General features: G+C 38.2%; 23 protein-coding genes, 1 other RNA gene and 1 other annotated feature. Of the genes, 16 read left to right on the top strand and 8 right to left on the bottom strand.

Annotation, left to right across the window (positions count from 1 at the left end):
• Positions 1 to 192: 192 nt before the first annotated feature.
• The 9 genes from F0161_RS09325 to F0161_RS09285 all read left to right on the top strand — a co-directional run bounded on the left by F0161_RS09325 (position 193) and on the right by F0161_RS09285 (position 4,831).
• Positions 193 to 759: a sigma-70 family RNA polymerase sigma factor gene (locus tag F0161_RS09325; protein ID WP_150204395.1), complete on the top strand. Its 567-nt coding sequence runs from the start codon at positions 193 to 195 to the stop codon at positions 757 to 759.
• A 75-nt stretch (positions 760 to 834) separates the two neighbouring features.
• Entirely contained in the window at positions 835 to 984 is a 150-nt protein-coding gene (gene rpmG / locus F0161_RS09320; RefSeq protein WP_137601360.1) for a 50S ribosomal protein L33, read from the top strand.
• Between the two features lie 14 nt (positions 985 to 998).
• Positions 999 to 1,178, top strand: coding sequence for a preprotein translocase subunit SecE (secE, locus tag F0161_RS09315; RefSeq protein WP_137601359.1), 180 nt, complete (start codon positions 999 to 1,001; stop codon positions 1,176 to 1,178).
• A gap of 112 nt (positions 1,179 to 1,290) precedes the next feature.
• Entirely contained in the window at positions 1,291 to 1,839 is a 549-nt protein-coding gene (nusG, locus tag F0161_RS09310; protein WP_137601358.1) for a transcription termination/antitermination protein NusG, read from the top strand.
• A gap of 133 nt (positions 1,840 to 1,972) precedes the next feature.
• Positions 1,973 to 2,398 (top strand): 50S ribosomal protein L11, encoded by a 426-nt coding sequence (rplK, locus tag F0161_RS09305; RefSeq protein WP_137601357.1) that lies wholly within the window; start codon positions 1,973 to 1,975, stop codon positions 2,396 to 2,398.
• Positions 2,399 to 2,490: 92 nt separating this feature from the next.
• Positions 2,491 to 3,183 carry a 50S ribosomal protein L1 gene (rplA, locus tag F0161_RS09300; RefSeq protein WP_137601356.1) on the top strand — a complete coding sequence of 231 codons (693 nt, stop codon included), beginning with the start codon at positions 2,491 to 2,493 and terminating at the stop codon, positions 3,181 to 3,183.
• Between the two features lie 37 nt (positions 3,184 to 3,220).
• Positions 3,221 to 3,336, top strand: a sequence feature (ribosomal protein L10 leader region).
• A gap of 31 nt (positions 3,337 to 3,367) precedes the next feature.
• Positions 3,368 to 3,868: a 50S ribosomal protein L10 gene (rplJ, locus tag F0161_RS09295; protein WP_150204394.1), complete on the top strand. Its 501-nt coding sequence runs from the start codon at positions 3,368 to 3,370 to the stop codon at positions 3,866 to 3,868.
• A 51-nt stretch (positions 3,869 to 3,919) separates the two neighbouring features.
• Positions 3,920 to 4,288, top strand: coding sequence for a 50S ribosomal protein L7/L12 (rplL, locus tag F0161_RS09290; protein WP_150204393.1), 369 nt, complete (start codon positions 3,920 to 3,922; stop codon positions 4,286 to 4,288).
• 288 nt (positions 4,289 to 4,576) lie between these two features.
• Complete coding sequence (locus F0161_RS09285; RefSeq protein WP_150204392.1) at positions 4,577 to 4,831, top strand: hypothetical protein; 255 nt, start codon at positions 4,577 to 4,579, stop codon at positions 4,829 to 4,831.
• Positions 4,832 to 4,862: 31 nt separating this feature from the next.
• Here F0161_RS09285 and F0161_RS09280 read toward each other — a convergent pair whose 3' ends face one another.
• Positions 4,863 to 5,741 (bottom strand): IS3 family transposase, encoded by an 879-nt coding sequence (locus F0161_RS09280; protein ID WP_150204391.1) that lies wholly within the window; start codon positions 5,739 to 5,741, stop codon positions 4,863 to 4,865.
• Positions 5,742 to 5,764: 23 nt separating this feature from the next.
• Complete coding sequence (locus F0161_RS09275; protein ID WP_003688751.1) at positions 5,765 to 6,052, bottom strand: transposase; 288 nt, start codon at positions 6,050 to 6,052, stop codon at positions 5,765 to 5,767.
• On the opposite strand from F0161_RS09275, the gene F0161_RS11605 reads away from it, so the two are divergent.
• The gene (locus F0161_RS11605; protein WP_225423112.1) at positions 6,041 to 6,376 is read left to right on the top strand and encodes a DUF4767 domain-containing protein; all 336 of its coding nucleotides are present in this window, start codon (positions 6,041 to 6,043) and stop codon (positions 6,374 to 6,376) included. The genes F0161_RS09275 and F0161_RS11605 overlap by 12 nt on opposite strands.
• A gap of 43 nt (positions 6,377 to 6,419) precedes the next feature.
• Here the strand turns inward: F0161_RS11605 and F0161_RS09265 are convergent, their stop codons facing one another.
• The 3 genes from F0161_RS09265 to F0161_RS09255 form a co-directional block, all read right to left on the bottom strand.
• Entirely contained in the window at positions 6,420 to 7,343 is a 924-nt protein-coding gene (locus F0161_RS09265) for an IS30 family transposase (RefSeq protein WP_150204389.1), read from the bottom strand.
• Positions 7,344 to 7,532: 189 nt separating this feature from the next.
• Positions 7,533 to 8,738: an acyltransferase family protein gene (locus F0161_RS09260; RefSeq protein ID WP_263862618.1), complete on the bottom strand. Its 1,206-nt coding sequence runs from the start codon at positions 8,736 to 8,738 to the stop codon at positions 7,533 to 7,535.
• Positions 8,739 to 8,936: 198 nt separating this feature from the next.
• Positions 8,937 to 9,650 carry a glycosyltransferase family 2 protein gene (locus F0161_RS09255; RefSeq protein ID WP_150204387.1) on the bottom strand — a complete coding sequence of 238 codons (714 nt, stop codon included), beginning with the start codon at positions 9,648 to 9,650 and terminating at the stop codon, positions 8,937 to 8,939.
• 153 nt (positions 9,651 to 9,803) lie between these two features.
• Between F0161_RS09255 and F0161_RS09250 the strand changes: the two genes are divergently transcribed.
• Positions 9,804 to 10,481 (top strand): YoaK family protein, encoded by a 678-nt coding sequence (locus tag F0161_RS09250; RefSeq protein WP_150204386.1) that lies wholly within the window; start codon positions 9,804 to 9,806, stop codon positions 10,479 to 10,481.
• A 54-nt stretch (positions 10,482 to 10,535) separates the two neighbouring features.
• Here F0161_RS09250 and nrdF read toward each other — a convergent pair whose 3' ends face one another.
• The 3 genes from nrdF to nrdH all read right to left on the bottom strand — a co-directional run bounded on the left by nrdF (position 10,536) and on the right by nrdH (position 14,028).
• A complete protein-coding gene (nrdF, locus tag F0161_RS09245) occupies positions 10,536 to 11,528 on the bottom strand; it encodes a class 1b ribonucleoside-diphosphate reductase subunit beta (protein ID WP_137601255.1) in 993 nt (330 codons plus the stop codon).
• A 17-nt stretch (positions 11,529 to 11,545) separates the two neighbouring features.
• Positions 11,546 to 13,711 (bottom strand): class 1b ribonucleoside-diphosphate reductase subunit alpha, encoded by a 2,166-nt coding sequence (nrdE, locus tag F0161_RS09240; RefSeq protein WP_150204385.1) that lies wholly within the window; start codon positions 13,709 to 13,711, stop codon positions 11,546 to 11,548.
• A gap of 86 nt (positions 13,712 to 13,797) precedes the next feature.
• A complete protein-coding gene (gene nrdH / locus F0161_RS09235; protein WP_137601253.1) occupies positions 13,798 to 14,028 on the bottom strand; it encodes a glutaredoxin-like protein NrdH in 231 nt (76 codons plus the stop codon).
• A gap of 220 nt (positions 14,029 to 14,248) precedes the next feature.
• Between nrdH and F0161_RS09230 the strand changes: the two genes are divergently transcribed.
• The 5 genes from F0161_RS09230 to F0161_RS09210 all read left to right on the top strand — a co-directional run bounded on the left by F0161_RS09230 (position 14,249) and on the right by F0161_RS09210 (position 17,725).
• Positions 14,249 to 14,857 carry a class I SAM-dependent methyltransferase gene (locus F0161_RS09230; protein WP_150204384.1) on the top strand — a complete coding sequence of 203 codons (609 nt, stop codon included), beginning with the start codon at positions 14,249 to 14,251 and terminating at the stop codon, positions 14,855 to 14,857.
• Positions 14,858 to 14,862: 5 nt separating this feature from the next.
• Positions 14,863 to 15,357 carry a tRNA adenosine(34) deaminase TadA gene (gene tadA, locus F0161_RS09225; RefSeq protein WP_150204383.1) on the top strand — a complete coding sequence of 165 codons (495 nt, stop codon included), beginning with the start codon at positions 14,863 to 14,865 and terminating at the stop codon, positions 15,355 to 15,357.
• A 36-nt stretch (positions 15,358 to 15,393) separates the two neighbouring features.
• An RNA gene (gene ffs / locus F0161_RS09220) (signal recognition particle sRNA small type) lies at positions 15,394 to 15,490 on the top strand.
• Between the two features lie 141 nt (positions 15,491 to 15,631).
• Positions 15,632 to 17,392: a DNA polymerase III subunit gamma/tau gene (dnaX, locus tag F0161_RS09215; protein ID WP_150204382.1), complete on the top strand. Its 1,761-nt coding sequence runs from the start codon at positions 15,632 to 15,634 to the stop codon at positions 17,390 to 17,392.
• Positions 17,393 to 17,413: 21 nt separating this feature from the next.
• Entirely contained in the window at positions 17,414 to 17,725 is a 312-nt protein-coding gene (locus tag F0161_RS09210; RefSeq protein WP_137601249.1) for a YbaB/EbfC family nucleoid-associated protein, read from the top strand.
• Positions 17,726 to 17,733: the final 8 nt, after the last annotated feature.

Below are 17,733 nucleotides of genomic sequence, written 5' to 3'. Positions count from 1 at the left end.
TTGGATTATAATGAGCAAATGATAAATTTTGCTCATTGAATTTTTTTAATGCTCATGTAATATTCATAAAAGGGTGCATATTGTCCGAATTATGAATAATAAACATATGTTCGCTTGTGCTAGAAATCTGTTTCGGTATATTAGGAAAGATAGGTATATTCAAAACAAATTTTTTATGCCTCAGGAGGAAGTATGTACGAGGGAACTGCAAAACATTTGATATCTGATACGGAATTAATCACGCGGTTTAACGCAGGAGATTCAATCAGTTTTACAGCTTTATTTAAAAGGTATTTACCATTGGTTCATAAGATGCAACGTCAATATTACTTTAAACAGTATGATCGTGAAGATTGGGAGCAGGAAGCACGAATTGTTTGTTTAAAGGTCATCCGACAATTTGATGAAAATAATGGTGCGACGTTCGGTAGTTTTTTTAAAATTAGTTTACGTAATCGGGCATTTGACATTATTCGCCGTGAAAAGCGGATTGAGTACGTAAACGAAACTATTACCAGCGATGAAGAAAATGAAGTATTGGTAGATTACTCGCGATCTCAACCAGATGAATGCGCAATTTGTCATACTGAAATTGATGAGTTTCTCACTTATTGTTCACCGTTTGAATTAAATGTCTTTGATTTAATTGTCAAAGGACGAACACGTTCTGAAATTAAAATACTATTGAAATGTGATCAACGTAGTATTGATGGCGCCTTAAGTCGATGTCGAAAAAAATTAAAGTTAGCGATGAAGTAAAATCGTTTTAGTGGAAGACCGTTGACATAAATTAGCTAAGCATGATACTATAATATGGATTGTGGGGTGGCGTTTATGGCCCATACTAAAGTGGCTTTGGCGTGTTCCGTTTGTGGTTCACGCAATTATATAATTACAGCTAATCCTAATCGCCAAGTGCGGTTAGAAGTTAAAAAATTTTGTAGATACTGTGGAAAACACACGCTACATAGAGAAACAAAGTAGGAGGAGAACATCCAATGCATTTATTTAGATTCATTAAAAATGTCGTAAAAGAAATGAAACTCGTTGTTTGGCCAACTGTCAAAGAAAATCGTCGAGATACTGCAGTTGTTGTTTCATTATCAGTCTTTTTCATGCTATTTTTTGCATTATTCGACTGGTTAATCGAGTCCGGTTTGCTCATTTTTACTAAATAGTGTGGTCAAATAGTTATTATTTTGATATACTTTGTTTGTTGAGGACTTCGTTTAGTGCGAAGTTTTTTTATTTTGTTTATGATTCTGATTTAAAAAAATAGGAGATTATATCGTGGCTGAATCAATTGAAAAACAATGGTACGTATTGCATACTTATTCTGGATATGAAAATCGAGTAAAAAGTAATCTTGAATCCCGAGCTCAATCAATGGGGATGGAAGAATTCATTTTTCGGATTGTGGTTCCGGAACAAGAAGTGCGTGAAATTAAAGATGGTAAAGCAAAAGAATCCATCCAAAAAACCTTTCCTGGATATGTACTAGTTGAAATGGTTATGACTGACCAAGCTTGGTATATTGTTCGTAACACTCCTGGCGTTACTGGATTCGTTGGCTCTCATGGTGGTGGTTCAAAACCAACTCCATTGTTACCAGATGAAGTTGAACTTGTCTTGCGTCGTTTGGGGATGAGTGCTCGTCATCAAGAGCTTGACGTTGAAGTCGGTGAAACCATCAAAATTGTTGAAGGTGCCTTTGCTGATTTAACCGGTAAAATTACTGAAATTGATAATGAAAAAATGAAATTAAAGGTTAATATCGAAATGTTTGGTCGTGAAACTGCAACTGAACTTGATTTTGATCAAGTAGATAAATTACTTTAATTTTTACAGCATTGGTCGTTGAACCAGTGCTTTTTTTGTGGTAAACTCATTAAGTATGTTTTTGGCATATGTAGTGGGAGGGACAAATCTAATGTCCCATGATTACCACAATGACCTAAGGAGGTTATGTCTCATGGCAAAAAAAGTAGCTAATGTTGTTAAGTTACAAATTCCAGCCGGTAAGGCAACTCCAGCGCCACCAGTTGGACCAGCGCTTGGACAAGCAGGAATTAATATTATGGGTTTCACAAAGGAATTTAATGCACGTACTGCTGACCAAGCAGGACTATTAATTCCCGTTGTGATTAGTGTATACGAAGACCGTTCATTCGACTTCATCACTAAGACACCACCCGCTTCAGTTCTTTTGAAGAAAGCCGCAGGTGTTGAACACGGTTCCGGTGAACCAAACACTAAGAAAGTAGCCAAGGTTACCAAGGCTCAAGTGCAACAAATTGCCGAAACTAAAATGCAAGATCTAAACGCTTCTGATGTTGAATCAGCAATGCGCATGATCGAAGGTACTGCACGCAGTATGGGCTTCGAAGTCGAAGGTTAATATAACCGTGACAGTCGGGTACTTCATAAAAATGAATGTACCAAGTGGGAGGGAACTCCGTTTGACCACATTTTGCAAGGAGGAAAACACAAATGGCTCAAAATAGAGGTAAAAAGTACCAAGATGCTGTCAAGAAAGTGGATGCTGAAAAATCATACACTGTTGACGAAGCTATCAACTTGGTTAAAGAAATTGATTTCGCAAAATTTGATGCAACCATTGAAGTTGCTTTCAATTTAAACGTTGATACAAAACAAGCAGACCAACAATTACGAGGTGCCGTAGTACTTCCTAACGGTACTGGTAAAGAACAAAAGGTTGTTGTTTTTGCTAAGGGTGACAAAGCTAAAGAAGCCGAAGCTGCTGGTGCAGATGTCGTTGGTGACGATGACCTAGTTGCTCGTATTTCTGATGGCTGGTTAGACTTTGATGTTGCTATCGCAACACCAGACATGATGGCTCAAGTTGGCCGTTTAGGTCGTGCTTTAGGACCTAAGGGATTAATGCCTAACCCTAAAACTGGAACTGTTACTATGGACGTGACAAAGGCTGTTTCTGAATCAAAAGCCGGTAAGGTAACTTATCGTACTGATCGTGACGGTAATGTTCATGTTCCAACTGGTAAAGTTTCATTTGATGCAGCTAAGTTGGCTGAAAACCTTAAGACTATCTCAGATGTAGTTCTTAAAGCTCGTCCAGCTTCAGTTCGTGGAACATATGTAAAACATGTTTCACTTGCATCTACATTTGGCCCAAGTGTTAATGTTGATGTAACATCACTTTAATTCTTGACATTTCTCGTCAGATTGTTATACTATCTTAGTTCAATTAAATAATTCACCTAAGACTCAGGCGGCGCAAGCCATAATTATTACCTGCCGAGGAAGCTAAATTTCTTCTCTATGTCTAGGTGGGCATAGGGATTTTTTATTAAATCCTACATGATTAAAATTTTGGAGGTGAAAAAATATGAGTGAACAAACAATCGCAAAGAAAGCTGAAACTGTTTCAGCAGTCGCTGATCGTTTCAAGGCAGCAGAATCTGCAATCGTTGTTGATTTACGTGGTTTAACTGTTGAACAAGACACACGTCTACGTAGAGAACTTCGTGATGCTGGCGTTTCATTATCAGTAATTAAAAATACTGTATTGGTTCGTGCAGCTGAAGCAGCTGGTTATGCTGAATTGAACGACGTCTTTGCTGGACCTAGTGCCGTTGCATTTTCTAACGAAGATGCTATTGCACCAGCCAAGCTCTTGAAGAAGTTCTCAGATGAATTTGAGGCACTTGAAATCAAGGGTGGTATTCTCGAAAAGAGTGTTGCCGATCTTGATAAGATCAATTTATTTGCTACATTACCAAGTCGAGAAGAATTACTTGCTACATTGGCATCAATGCTACAAGCACCTGTTCGCAACGTGGCTTATGCGCTTAACGCTGTTATCGAAAAGGGCGAAGACGCTGCATAATCTAGTAACAAACAAAAAAACAAACACACACAATATTTGGAGGACAATATAATGGCTTTTGATAAAGACTCAATCATTGCTTCATTAAAAGAAGCATCAATCTCAGACCTTAGCGACTTAGTTAAGGCAATCGAAGAAGAATTCGACGTTTCAGCTGCTGCACCAGTTGCAGTTGCTGGCGCTGCTGGTGGAGACACTGCTGCAGCTAAGGATTCATACACTGTTGAACTTACTGAATCAGGCGACCAAAAAGTTAAAGCTATCAAGGCAGTTCGTGAAATCACTGGACTTGGCTTGAAAGATGCTAAGGGTCTTGTTGATGACGTTCCTTCTGTAATCAAAGAAGACGTTAAAGAAGACGAAGCTAACGACATCAAGGCAAAACTTGAAGAAGTCGGTGGAGTTGTTACTCTTAAGTAATACAACTTATAAATTTGAAACAATGTCCTTATGAAACAAGTCTTTTGTTTCTTATGGTAATTATTAAAATCAAGGAAAATGTCATGTTTTCCTGTCTAAAATCCTACAAAGTTATGTCTTGGTGGGATTTTTTTGTATACTAAAATTTATATTGTAGTTTGGAATTAATTTAAATGATTTCTTTGATAACCCAATCATTTAAGATATACTAATGTCGTCAGTAGTGATTGGAATGTTACTGATTGGGAGGAAACATTGGTTAACTATCAAAACAGGGTGGGGATTAATATGGGTGAAAATAGGGTAAAAGTTGTGTTAATGGTTGGAGTGAGCTTGTTGATTTTGACAGGTTGTGGCACACAAGGCAGTACGAATAATACCAACAAAAGTAGTCAAACATCAACATCAACTACTAACAAGAATAGTGCTAATGTATCAAGCTCTGCCAAAGCAGCGAGTGAATCAAAATCAACCACGCTTTGGAATGATACTAAGGATAATGAATTACAAAATTTCATTAATCAATTGGTCCCCTGTCAATAAAATAGACAATTTAAATAGAGACTTTTTTGTCCTATGCCACGACTAAATTTTGAATTTGAGTTTGATACTCATCTTCAAGTTGCTTTGGTGATTTGAATCCACAGTGACTGTGAATTCTAACTGTGTTGTAAAACGTTTCAATGTACTGAAAAACTAGTCGTTTAGCTTCGGAGTATGAATGGATTTTAAACCGATTTATCCATTCACGCTTAATCAAGGCATGAAACGACTCAATGCAGGCATTATCCCAAGGATAAGCTTTCTTTGAATAGCTTAATGTCATGTTAGCTGTAGCTTGATTGTAAGCTTCAGACGTAAACTGACTACCACGATCACTGTGCATGATTAATGGCTTGCTAATATGGCGACTGTGCTTAGTCTTTTCAATAAGTGGGATGACATTCGATACCTCCAAGGTTTCAGATAAGTCCCAACCAATGATCCGTCTGGAGTACAAGTCCATAATACTGGTTAAATAAACGAATCCGTCATGAACTGGAATATAAGTGGTGTCAATGCACCAAACGGCGTTTGGTCGCAATGGATTGAACTGCTCGTCTAAAATATTTATTAGCTGTTTACCAAACTTAGAATTGCGAGTGGTAGTCGTCCAAGGGGTTAGGTAAACGGCGTGAATGCCAAGTTCACGCATATACTTACCAACAGTTCGTTCAGCGATCTTATATCCTTTTGAGCGAAGTTCTTGGGTGATTTTGCCGGCACCGTAAATACAAAGGCTTTTGAGCCAAATTGCTTTAATTTCACCTTGAATAAACTTCTTCCGAAGCTTTCGCGGTGATTGGTGATTATGACGCTTTTCTCGTTGATAGTAACCACTTCTTGAGATTCCAACATAATCACACATACCATTGATGGAAGGGTGGGATTCCAAAGCGTGCTGAACGTCCATTTCTTGGTATACCTTTTCGGTAGTTACTTGCTCAGAATCCCGATTGATTTTTTTAACACTTCGATCGCTCCTTCAGCGTCACGAAGTTGACGCTTTAGTCGTGCAATCTCCTTGTCCTTATCGCTGGCAAAATTACCAGAGCCACGGCCAAACTCCCCAGTCTCAGTAAACAGCTTAATCCATTTATGTAATGTACTAGCCCCAATACCTAGATTCTTACTTATTTCATTCATGGTCATGTGATCCTTGTTATCTAAGTAATACTGAACGGCCTGTTCCTTAAATTCCTTGTCATAACTGTGCTTCGTCATTATTTGATCCTCCAATTTACTTCCTTAATTATACTAAATCAGAGTCTCTATTTAACTTGTACACTTTTTATTCTAGGCCCAAATGGAGAAAGCACTAGTATTGGTTGGAGTGCTGATGGAATGGGTAATTACGAATATAACGTTGTCGCCATCTATAATTACGATGGCACACAACCACCATTACCAAATCACATCACGTATGTGTTTGCTTTCCATGATGGTCAACCAGTAGCGTTAGTTGACCAATCACGTGATGGTGGACCGAGATTAACTGAAACGCAAAATAATGAAGTTAAGTCCAATTTTGCAGAAATAGCAGAATAATCTTTATTCAAATGGCAGATTGCAAGAAATAACTTGAACAAATTTAGTAACGCAGATCACGCAAAAAGATCTCAATCGGTGTTCGCCAATTTAAACATTTGAGTGGTCGGGAATTCAAATACCAGTTAATTTGAATCAATTCATCATCGGTAATCTCATCAATCAGTTGACCTTTGGGAATGAAGCGGCGTAGTACTCGGTTGCGATTTTCATTACTGCCTCGTTCATGTGGCGAATAAGCGTGCGCAAAGTACAGCGGAACACCGGTCTGTTCTTCAATCAAATTGTAGTTGGCGAATTCTTTCCCATGGTCAACAGTAAGGGTCTTGAGATTATCTCCTAACTGGTTAGCCAATTCTAAAATAGCCTTGGTCATTGAAGTACTATCTCGTCCATTAAGCCGTTTAACGATGGTAAGCCGACTCTTACGCTCGACAAACGTAGCTACTGCTTGACCTTTACGTTTTCCAGATAAAACTGTATCAGCTTCGAAGTGACCTGAAGTATTACGATCAGAAATTTCAGCTGGACGATATTCGATGGAACGTCCATGACTAAAAGTACCACGGGTTTCTTTAGCTCGTTTGCGACGAATACCATGGTCAGGTAAATCAGTCACATTAATATCCAGTAGTTCCTGATCAATCCAGTTATAGATGGTTTTGTAGGCAATTCTAACTACATGAGCCACTTGTTCAATTGACCATTTTTGGATCTTGATTTTTTCTTCAATCAATCGCTTTAGATTGGTCGTTAAGATGGTTTTACGACCACGATGACTAAGTTTAACTTCATGGTCAGTTTGAGCCTTAACTGCGTGGTACTCACCAGCTAAGCGATGAACCTCATTAAAGATAGTGGTTTTACTAAAGCCTAAATAATCGGCAATATATTGAAGTGAGTGCTTTTCATGATGAAGTGTTTCGATGACAACGCGGTCTTCAAATGATAAAATAGTGGTGCCCATAAAGGTCCTTCTTTCTAGTGGAATGTTGTGGTGACACCATTAAAGGCCTTTATGGGTTTTTCTGTCCACTAATATGTTCAACTTAAATTTTACAATCTACCAAATAAAAACGATGAATCAATCTAGAAACGCATAGTTTCAAAAAAGATTCATCGTTTTTTAGGTTAATGTAGTGCAGTTATTATCAAGTTAATTTTCTTTTTCTGAAGTTCGATATCGCCAAAATTTATTAATATCACGCCAGTGTAGTTGGGGCCTACCAATGAGGAAAGCAAATGGTGAAACTTTATAGAATATCCAGGCGATGATAAATGAAATAGCCAAAACAAATAACCAGCCGATTGGCACGAGTAATAGTAAGAGTAAATCAGGCAGACTCAATTGCGCCAATACCCATTCCAATAATAGAAGCCCAATGATTTGATCTAAATAAATACCAAAACTTATTTTGGCACCCGTTCCAATAACACGAGAAAATAAAGCCGCTGGATGCGTAGCCCGCCAAGAAGCATATCGTTTACCTAGCCAAAAGATAAACAGGATGGCCATAGTATCAAAAACCATGAGGTAAGGTTGATATGCTGACCGAGCGTGGTCAGAGTTAAGCTGTAAAATACCCAGATTCAAGATGCGATAAAAAGGAATGGTTCCAAGCGATAATCCAGCGAAGATGATACTAATTATCTTAATATGTTTGTTTACAAACTTGGTAAGTTCATTATAATGTTGGCTTGCATAAGCACCAAAGATAAAGAAAAATTGATAAGTAAAGACATTAATACTATAGGCATGAAACCAATATGGCCAATGTGAAGTATCTACATACCAGAGTTTGTATTTAATTAAACTTGTTAGGGCTAGTTGAACAATAAAACTAATCACTAACAGCTGTTTATGGTGATTCGGCCATTTGTGGAATAGCCAGGTAATGATAGGAAAGACTAAATATAATTGCATGGTGACTAATAAATAGTACATGTATTGCAAGTCACCTTGAAAGAGATGACCTACATATGTAATCAAAAAATGATGTGGGGCATGCATGACGCCAAAGAAAATGGATAAACTAAAAATAATTAAATTCCAAATTAAATAAGTCCAAATGCTACCATTGAAACGCTTTTTCCAAAAGCTGTGCCAATTGTGATTGTTATAGTAATTCATGGTTAGCACCAAGCCGCTCATGAACATAAAACCCATGCGACTGAAATGAATCATTAGACGTATGCTCCGCAAATCATCGTAAGACATACTGGTTGAGTTCATGGCACTCGTAAAAATATTAACGGTATGATTCAAAAGAACGCCACTGATAAAAAGGATTCGCATAAAATCAACTTCATATAAATAGTTCCGTTTTCTAGGGGTGGTGTGGTCTTGCTGCAAGTCGATCACCTTTCTTTCCTGTCACATTAAGTTGTGGACAATACTACTCATGTTAGACTTAAGTTGTGGACGATTTGAGGAGCAAAAAGTGTCATCTTTTTTAATACTTAGCGAAGATAGTATGAAGTGGATGGTGAATCAATGGACATAAATAAAGGACCTGTAACAAAATTCACATTTTGTGTCACAGATCCCTATTATTTTTGATTATTGAACTAAGTGTTTTAAACCATTAATTTGTTTGAAGACTTCCCGTTCAATTTGTCGATCTTTAAAACTGGCAGTGTGAATTGTACTGTTCGGGCGATTTATTTTGGTATATAGCAGTTTGGGATTGTAGGCATAGCTGCCAGCTGTATTTGCTACAAAGGCAGATGTAAATAAATAATCTTCTGCAATCGGCAATGTTTCATCAAACCGCAAATTAATTGCATCAATTGCCGTTTTGGCAAAGGCTTTATTCCAGACATAACCGCCAATTTCAGATCCGTGAGAAGAAACTTGATTGAACATTTCGCGTTGGTTAATTTTGATTGGATGATTGACGGTTGTTCGACTACCATGCCAAACATAGCCAACAGCAGCGGCGACAACGCCATCTGTAAACGAATCAGCGAGAGTTTCAACAAATAATGGATCTAACGCGTCATCCCCGTCGACAAAAGCAATTGCATCCCCAGTTGCATGTTCAATACCATAATTTCTAGCGACACTGATGCCTTGATGTTGCGTGAACTGGTGAAAGTGGTAATCAGGATGGTCACGCGTGAACGCTTCCGCCAGTTGTGCTGATTGATCAGTGGAATGGTCATCAATTAACCACAATTCAAATGGTCGAGTTTGGGCAGCTAAGCTTTCCAGTGTTTGTTCTAAATAACCAGCGACATTATAGGTTGGAATTACAATGGATATCTTTTCCATAATACATACCTCAATTATTTTTTGGTCATTATGCCGATTACTCATTGAAAAAGCAATTATTCAGCTCAAAGGACAAGACTTGTTGTTAGACATGGTTTTCAATTTATGACATCATACACATAAATTGAAGTTATTGATGGGGAGGAGTTATTTTTGCAAGCACAATCACAAGCATTTCCACGGCATCAGCGATTGTATTTTGGGGCCTTATTAGCCGGTATCGCTGGTAGTTTAGATTCGTATACCTACTTACTCCATGGAGGTGTTTTTTCTGGCTTACAGACCGGAAATTGCATTTTAATTGGGGTTGAAGTTAGTAAGGGTGGTTATTGGCAGGTACTAAAATACATCGTGTCGATTTTAGCATTTATTTTGGGAGCAATTATTATTCGTTTTATTCAGTACCGGTTTGAACTTTCAGATAGTTTAAAACGGCATGAAATTTTTGTCTTAATTTATGAGTGCGTTTTAATGGTGGTTGTGGCACTTCTAGGTACACACATTCCACAAATGATGGCAACGGCGATTTTATCAATTGTCGCAGCTGGTCAATTACAAGAGTTTAGACAACTCAAAGGGGGCCCATTTACGTCGTTGATGATGACAGGAAATTTGCGCACATTGGGTGAAAGTTTATTCAATGGCTGGTTAGTCGGCCAAAGTAAAGCGCGTTCCAAGGCGATTGACATGGGAACCATTATTTTAAGCTTTGTGGCCGGGGCCGTTTTAATGGGCTTACTGGTACCGATGTTAAAAGAATTGGCGATTGTTTGTTCAGCCGTCATGGTGGCCATCACCGCGATGATTTTAATGGTTAATCCTGAGCGTTAATCGGATAGTGAGCACAAAAAAACACTCTGATTTTTGACAGGGTGTTTTGTATTTTTACTTGTCGTTAGGATCAGCTACAAAGTAATCATTTTCTTCCATTGCTTCAACTTCGCCCAAACGATAGCCATTTCCAACTTGTGAGAAGAAATCATGGTTCGCTGTGGTAGTTGAAATTCCGTTCATAACAATTGGATTGACATCTTTAGCAGTGTCAGGGAAGAGTGGGTCTTGACCTAAATTCATCAGCGCTTTATTAGCGTTGTAACGAATAAAGGTTAAGACTTCCTCTGTCCAGCCAACTTTATCATACAAAATTGAAGTGTAACGCTCTTCATTATCATAAAGTTCATATAAGAAGTTGTACATCCAATCTTTCATATCTTGTTGTTGGTTATCGGTTAATTCTTTCATACCGAGTTGGAATTTATAACCAACGTAAGTACCGTGAACGGATTCGTCACGAAGAATTAATTTGATAATCTCGGCGACATTGTTTAATTTATTATGGCCTAGGTAATAGAGTGGTGTGAAGAAACCAGAGTAGAATAAGAAAGTTTCTAGAAAGACGTTGGCCACTTTTTTCTTCAATGGATCCACGGTAGGGTCCATATACATATTCGTAATGCGTACAGCCTTATTTTGTAAGAATTCTTCAGTATCCGTCCACTCAAAAATTTCACTGATTTGATCCGGTGTATTTAAGGTTGAAAAAATAGTTGAATAACTTTTGGCATGAACTGATTCCATGAATTGAATATTGTTTAACACGGCAGTTTCATGTTGGGTCCGAACGGTTTGGCGTAACGAGGCCATTCCTTGTTCAGATTGAACCGTATCTAGTAAGGTGAGTCCACCAAAGACATGACCAACTAACCATTGATGGTCTTCGTCTAAGGTGCGCCAGTCATCCATGTCGTTTGACACTGGAATCCGTGTATCTAACCAGAATTGTTCCGTTAATTTTTCCCAAGTGGCTTTGTCAATGGCGTCATTGACTTGATCCCAATTGACGGCTTTAAATTGTTTAATTTGTTTGAAATCGGACATTGATAATACTCCTTAAATTAGATTACACAGCTTTCGCATTGGTTTGCACCAACTTCTTCTTCACCATCTGTAAAGGTCCGGATGTAATAAATTGACTTGATTCCCTTACGGAAAGCATAGTGACGAAGGATATTAAGATCACGAGTTGTCATTTTGTTAGTATGACCATCTTTCCATTCATAAGTACCTGCTGGAATGGTTGAACGCATAAATAAAGTGAGACTCAATGACTGATCAACGTGTTCTTGAGCTGCAGCGTAAACGTTGATGACTTTACGCATATCCATATCGTATGCTGACTTATAGTATGGCATAGTTTCATTCGAAAGGTAAGGAGCTGGATAATAAATTTTACCAATTTTCTTTTCCTGACGTTCTTCCACCTTGTTGATGATTGGATGTAGGCTGGCAGTGGTGTCATTGATATAAGAAATTGAGCCATTTGGTGCAACGGCTAAACGGTTTTGGTTATAAAGACCATCTTTTTTAACGTTATCACGCAGGGTTGCCCAGTCTGCAGTGGTTGGAATGAAGATGCCTTCGAATAATTCTTTGACACGGTCAGATTGAGGACCAAAGTCGTCAGCGACGTACTTATCAAAGTATGAACCATCGGCATAATCACTATTTTCAAAATTATGGAAAGTCGTTTGGCGTTCGCGAGCAATTTCGTTAGAAGCAACTAATGTCCAGTAGTTCAATAGCATGAAGTAGACACCCGTAAATTCAACGGATTCAGGCGCACCATATTCAATTTGGTTTTTAGCTAAGAAACTGTGAAGTCCCATGGCACCTAAACCAATTGAATGAGCTAAATCATTGCCGTTTTGAACAGTTGGAACTGATTCAATATGAGAAGTATCAGTAACGAAAGTTAAGGCACGAGTCATCGCACTCACTGACTTACCAAAATCAGGTGAAGTCATTAAGTTAACAATATTAGTAGAACCTAAGTTACAACTAACGTCGGTTCCCATAGTTTCATATTCTTGTTTGTCGTTAACAGTACCAGGCGTTTGAATTTGCATAATTTCTGAACACAAGTTACTCATAATGATTTTACCTTGGATCGGGTTCGCACGATTGGCAGTGTCAACGTTGACAACATAAGGGTAGCCAGATTCTTGTTGTAATTTACTAATTTCATCTTCTAATTCACGAGCAGGAATCTTAGTTTTTTTGATGGTGTCGTTAGCCACCATATTGTCATATTCAGCGGTAATGTCGACATATGAGAATGGCTTACCATATTCACGTTCAACATCATATGGGCTAAACAAGTACATGTCTTCGTTATTTTGAGTTAATTCATAAAATTTATCAGGGACGGTGACACCAAGTGACAATGTCTTGAGACGAATTTTTTCGTCAGCATTTTCCTTCTTGGCAGATAAAAATTGCACGATATCTGGATGGAAAACTGATAAATAAACCACACCGGCACCTTGACGTTGGCCTAATTGATTGGAATATGAGAAACTATCCTCCAACAATTTCATCACAGGAACAACACCACTAGCAGCGCCTTCGATATGTTTGATGGGATCGCCAGCAGCACGTAAATTACTGAGGTTAATACCAACACCGCCACCAATACGTGACAGTTGCAAGGCGGAATTGATGGTCCGTCCAATGGTATTCATATCATCAGTCGTGGAAATTAAGAAACAAGATACCAATTCACCACGACGTTTCCGACCAGCATTTAAAAATGATGGAGTCGCAGGTTGATAACGTTGGTGGACCATTTCATCAGCTAATGACATCGCTAAATCTTCATTACCATCAGCAAAATACAAAGCGTTCATTGCTACACGGTCAATGTAGTTTTCCAAATAAAACGCATTGTCATCAGTCTTTAAGGCATACTGTGCATAGAATTTGTAAGCTGCCATAAATGATTTGAAATGGAAGTTTTCGCCCTTCAAATAATCATAGAGACTTTCGACAAATGAAAAATCGTATTGATTGAAAAATTCAGGTTCGATGTAATCATTATCGATGAGGTAATCAAACCGATCGCGTAAATCTGTGAATTCTTTGGTATTTGGCACCACGTTTTGTTTGATAAAGGCATCCAGTGCTTCTTTATCCTTGTTGAGTGGGATTTGGTTGTTGACAGGGATGTTGATTTCGTTGTTTAAATCGAAATATGTAACATCGCTCAATTCTTTTAACGACATAATTTTAACCTCTTTCTTCATATAACTAGACAAAAGAAGACGGATCCGGTAAGACCCGTCTTCATGCATTCAAAAAATTTAACTGTCTAGATTGCCAATTTGCTTAACACATCTGGACGAAAACCTGTGAATGATTCGCCGTTGCCTAATTTAACTACTGGCGTAGCTTGGAAACCTTCAGCTTTTAAACTATCAATAAATTCTGGTTGTTCGTCGATGTTATGTTCCACAAACTCCACATTGTGTTCATCAAGGAAACGCTTTGTCATTTTGCATTGCATGCAATTATTTTTTGAAAATAATACTACTTTACCCATATTCTTCACCCTCGTAACAGCTTTTTTTTAATGTTCTGTGCTTATAAGTATACCGCGTGAATTTGAAAAAGCAACCATAAAACACCACATATTGTGACATTTTAAAATAAAAAACACCACATATTGTGGTGTACTAACATTTTGTAAGCAGCAATTAAATTGTATTTTTTTTTTCGTTAATAAGATATGATGGAACCATACTTAATTTGGAGACGAGAAAATGAACAACCATTATTATACACAAAATCCGGATGTAATTCATCAAGAACGAACTTGGAATTTTGAATTACGCGGTCATAATTTTAAATTCACTACTGACAACGGTGTTTTTTCAAAACAATCAGTTGATTATGGTAGTCGAGTTTTAATTGATAGTTTTGACACAGCCGATTTACCTGCCGGTAAAATTTTAGATCTTGGTTGTGGTTATGGTCCAATTGGACTATCGTTAGCGCACGCATATCCCGACCGAACCGTTGATATGGTTGATGTAAATGAACTGGCGTTGGAGTTGGCTCGGGCTAATGCCACCGCTAATGAGATTAAGAATATTTCGATTAATAGCTCAAACGCTTATGAAAATGTGACTGATCAATATGCATCCATTGTTTCAAATCCGCCAGTCAGAGCAGGGAAAAGTGTTGTCGACGATTTTATTACGGAAGCTAAAGAACATTTAATAGATGATGGAACGTTGTGGATTGTTTTACAAAAAAAACAAGGGGCCCCTTCTGCTAAAAAATTAATGACCAGTGTCTTTGGCCATTGTGAAGTGGTGAAACGAGATAAGGGCTATTATATTTTAAAAAGTGTTAATGTAGGAGATTAGCTTTAATGAACATGGAACAAAGTCAATTTTATATGACTGAAGCAATCAAAGAGGCTAAGCAGGCGTTGCTCGTTGATGAAGTGCCCATCGGTGCGATTGTGGTCCACGATGGGGTTATTATCGGTCATGGTCATAACATGCGTGAACGATTTCAAAATGTGACCTTTCATGCAGAAATGTTAGCCATTGAGGAAGCCTGTACTAATTTGCATAGTTGGCGCTTAGAAGATTGCGAACTATATGTCACATTAGAACCATGCATGATGTGCAGCGGGGCAATTGTCAACTCCAGAATTAAGATGGTTTATTATGGCGCGAGTGATCCTAAAGCCGGGACGGTTGATAGCTTGTATCATCTATTAAATGATCAGCGCTTAAATCATCAAGTGCAGGTGGTCTCTGGAGTGTTAGAGTCAGAATGTAGTCAAATGCTAACTGATTTTTTTAGAGCGATTCGTAAACGACGCAAAGAAGCCAAACGATTACGACAAACTGACTAGCATTTTTTAATCAGATATAGTATGATTGTTATTGCCGAAAGGCCTTAGGGCGAGGGCGCTCTTACGAACCGTGTCAGGTCCGGAAGGAAGCAGCACTAAGTTTGCAGTACCTTGTGCCTTAAGTTTTTAAGATAATTAGCAGATTGGCGTGATAGCTCACGGCCAATCTTTTTTTATACAAATTAAATTGAAACCGCAGATTTTCATCACACGAAAAAAGTAAAAATGAAGTATAATTATTTACATAGATTTTTATCGGGAAAGGAAAAAGTAGATGAGTTATCAAGCATTGTATCGAGTTTGGCGCCCACAACGGTTTGACGAGATTGTTGGGCAACAAGTAATTACGACAACTTTAAAAAATGCGTTAATTTCGAATCAAACGAGTCATGCCTATTTATTTACCGGACCACGTGGAACGGGTAAAACATCCGCAGCAAAAATTTTTGCCAAAGCCATCAATTGCCACTTCTTAAAAGATGGTGAGCCTTGTAATGAATGTGAAACGTGTAAGGAAATTACCAATGGACAATTAAATGATGTAATCGAAATTGATGCGGCATCTAATAACGGGGTTGAAGAAATTCGGGACATTCGGGATAAGGCAAAGTATGCGCCGACGATTGCTGATTACAAAGTTTACATTATTGATGAAGTGCATATGTTATCAACTGGTGCATTTAACGCGCTACTGAAAACCTTAGAAGAACCACCTGCAAACGTTGTGTTTATTTTGGCTACCACAGAACCGCATAAAATTCCATTGACCATTATTTCCAGAACGCAACGTTTTGATTTTCGCCGGATTTCTGCTGACCAAAGTTTCGAACGGATGAAATATATTTTGGGAGAAAAACATGTCGAGTATGATGAACAAGCTTTATGGGTCATCGCTCGCGCAGCTGAAGGTGGAATGCGGGATGCCTTGAGCATTTTGGATCAAGTGATTTCTTTTAGTAACAATAAAGTTGAAATTGAAAATGCGCTCTTAGTGACAGGTAGTGTGACTAAAGGCTTGTTACACCAATACGTGACCCAAATCACGGATCATGATGGTGCACAGGCACTAGAAACCATGCAAAACATTATGAATGAAGGAAAAGATGGCCAACGGTTCATTGAAGATTTAATTTCCTTTATTCGAGATATCTTGTTGTATCAAAAAGCACCAGAGATGGTGAACGTTGAAATTACTGGCTTAACAACGGATGAATTGACGCAATTAGGCACGAAGGTTTCAGAAGAAGTGTGGTATCAAGCCATAGATACTTTAAATGAAATTCAACAAGAAATGCGGTTTACAACCCATCCAGATGTCTATTTGGAAGTTTTAACCATTAAATTGGCTCAATTAACTGGTCAACCAGTTCCGAGTCAAGCCGCACCAGCTGGCGAGGTTGAAGACGCTCGTGTGGATCAATTGCAGCAACAAGTTGTTAAAATGCAGGCTGAAATCAAACAATTGGCGCACAACAAAGCACCAGTGGCTACACAAAAGGCTACCAAAAAACCACGGGTTAATACGAATAAAAAAGAACCCAAAGTTAATCTCACTAAGGTATATCCAATCTTGGAGACTGCGACTAAAGAAGATTTGGTTAATTTGCGAGATTTATGGGGCGATATGTTGGACATGCTGACTGTGCCGCAGCGGTCGATGCTTCACGTTTCAACGCCAGTCGCTGCGAGTGCAGCCGGTGTGATTGTGTCATTTGAATATAGCTTGCTCTATCAAGAAGCAGCAGATGATACTGAATTGTTAACGATGATGCACGATAATCTGGAAAAACTCAGTGGAAGCGCCCGAGACATTATTTTTGTTTCTAAAGAACAGTGGCCGCATATTCGACAAGGCTATATCGACCAATTGGCTGGTAAAAAGCAAGCTGGTGAAACCACCAATGAAGATCAACTGGACGAAGAACAAACTGAGTCAGAAGAAAATAACACAGTTCAAACACAAAAAGATGATAAGATAGTTAGTGAAGCCCAAGAATTATTTGGCGAAGATATTGTTGAAATTAAAAATGACTAATAAAAAAAGGTGGAAATTAATATGATGCGCGGAATGGGAAATATGCAACAAATGATGAAACAAGCTCAAAAGATGCAAAAACAAATGGGCGAAGAACAAGAAAAATTAAATGCCCAAGAATTTATTGGTAACGCACCAGATGATATGGTTACAGCTACCTTTACAGGTGATAAGAAGCTTAAAGATATTTCCATCAATCCAGAAGCAGTTGATGCTGATGATGTAGATATGCTTGAAGATTTAGTGGTTGCTGCTGTTAATGATGGCATTGCTAAAATTGATGATGCCACCCAAAAAACAATGGGTAAATATACTAACGGCTTAGGTATGTAGGAGAAATT

This window comes from Paucilactobacillus nenjiangensis (genome assembly GCF_008632615.1).
Lineage (GTDB): Bacteria > Bacillota > Bacilli > Lactobacillales > Lactobacillaceae > Paucilactobacillus > Paucilactobacillus nenjiangensis.
The sequence above is the reverse complement of the archived record's forward strand: the minus strand, read 5'-3'. Positions and strand labels throughout refer to the sequence as shown.